2 protein-coding genes are annotated in these 2015 nt (G+C 54.8%); both read left to right on the forward strand.

Annotation, left to right across the window (positions count from 1 at the left end):
• Positions 1-235 precede the first annotated feature (235 nt).
• Positions 236-631, forward strand: coding sequence for a BlaI/MecI/CopY family transcriptional regulator (locus Poly41_RS33700; protein ID WP_146531768.1), 396 nt, complete (start codon positions 236-238; stop codon positions 629-631).
• Positions 628-2015 (forward strand): M56 family metallopeptidase (locus Poly41_RS33705; protein ID WP_146531769.1); only part of this gene is annotated, 1388 nt, incomplete at its 3' end. The genes Poly41_RS33700 and Poly41_RS33705, both read left to right, overlap by 4 nt.

Raw genomic sequence — 2015 nt, forward strand, 5'->3', positions numbered from 1 at the left:
CTTCACCCTCTCCACTGGGAGAGTCGAAGGCGAGGCATGAACCTTCCTCGTCAACGTCACATTTCCCACAGACGAGGCGTCCGGTTGAACAAAGGGTGCCTGTAAACGGTGTTTTCGCACCACCAAAATAACACACCATCACCACTTGACTTCTTATGACACCTGCTAAATAATATGCACATGCTAAACCCCTAGCATGTGCATATTTCAGTGGTTGATGATCGCGAGACGATTGATGGTGAAGCGCACTAAGACGCCTTTGGAATTGGGCAAACGGGAGCGTCAGGTCTACGAAACGGTCGTCAGGCTTGGCGAAGCGTCGGTGAGCGATGTAAAGACAAATTTGGACCAGCCGCCGAGCTATTCGGCCGTCCGAGCAACACTTGGCTTCTTGGTCGACAAGGGCTGGCTGAAACATCGACGTGACGGCCAGCGGTATCTGTATCGATCGGCCGCCAGCCGCGAGAAGACCCAGCGCAACGCGGCTCGGCGTCTACTCGACAACTTCTTTTCCGGCTCTACGACCGCTGCGATTGCTGCACTGCTCGATGCAGCGGATGTGGAATTGAGTGATCGCCAGCGTCAAGAAATGATCGAAATGATCCAACAAGCTCGCAAGGAAAACCGATGATGGCAAGTTTTTTCTCGATCGAAACGGTTGCCACGATCGCGATAGGCAGCTTTGGCCTACTGAGTGTCGTGCTGCTGATTGCGGCGAACATGAAAAAGCGATCTGCCGCAGCACGGTTTCTGGTTCTGCAGTGTGGTTTGACCGCGACGATGTTGTTACCCGTGATTGTCCTGCTGCCCGGTGTTCCGCTCGGTTGGTTCGCCGCGGCAACCGCGTCAGAGAGCGTAGTTTTGGACGCCGGATCGCGAAGCTTCGGGCCGATGCAAAACCGTTCCATCTCAACCTCTTTGGCTCCACGGATTGCCGCTAATTCTGAAATGGACGTTGCCGTCGCCGAGCTCTCCTTCAAGCCTCCAGCAACAACCTCTTTAGCGGAAACGACTGATTGGTTTCGCATTCTAAGCTGGCAACAACTGGTGATCTCCATCGCATTGCTTGGGACGGTGCTGATGATGCTTCGTTTGTTGTTGGCTAAGGTTCAAACACACCGGCTTCTGGCAAACGCAGGTATCGATCGGTCGGCTACGGATCAGTTACAGCAAGCGATGCAGGCGGTGGCCGCGCGAACTGACTTTGCAAACGTCAACCCTGTCCGGCTTGGGACTTCGCACAACGTTTCGAGCCCTGTCACGCTCGGTGCGTTTCGGCCGGTGATCTTGCTGCCAAACGGTGCTGCAAATTGGTCAGCGGATCGATTGCGAATGGTGCTGGCCCACGAACTCGCTCACGTTGTTCGGCATGATGTCTTTTGGCAATGGACTAGCCAATTTGCTCGAGCCTTTGTGTGGTTCAACCCCTTGGTTTGGATCACTCTACGATTGGCGGTGACTGAGCGAGAGCGGGCGTGCGATGACCGGGTGCTTCGCAGTGGCGAACGTGCCAGCGATTATGCTGAGACATTGCTCAGTATCGCAACCGCCATCGCTGGCAATCCCCGACGGCTTAGCGGCACGGTTTCCATGGCTGAACCACCTTTGAAGACACGAGTTCGCGTGCTATTGGATGAATCGATCGATCGAAGGGCAACCTCTTGGCGGGGCCGAGTGACGACGGTGGCCGTGGTAGCCACCATCTTAGCGATACTTGGTTTTTCACGTCCTTTTCAAACGGCTAAGGCCGTGGCGCAAACCCCAGAGGTAGCGGCTACAACCGACTCAACGATCGACCTTGACGAAGGAAAAGACGATTCGGCCGCGCGACGTTTGTTTCAAGACGTCTACGAGGGACGAAAATGGAGCGAACTCGAAGCGGCCGAACAAGCCGAATTGGGCCCGCTTCTAAAACGGCTTCACGAAGAAAATCAGGATGACATCCAAATCAAAAGCCGCTATGCCGATTACTTGATCGCTACCGAGAAATTGGCAGAGGCGGTTCCGCTACTTAC

Source organism: Novipirellula artificiosorum, from assembly GCF_007860135.1.
In the GTDB taxonomy this organism is placed as follows: domain Bacteria; phylum Planctomycetota; class Planctomycetia; order Pirellulales; family Pirellulaceae; genus Novipirellula_A; species Novipirellula_A artificiosorum.

Excerpts from the sequence above, each read along its gene's own strand:
- Poly41_RS33700 (WP_146531768.1), top strand. The coding sequence starts at position 236 with ATGGTGAAGCGCACTAAGACGCCTTTGGAATTGGGCAAACGGGAGCGT.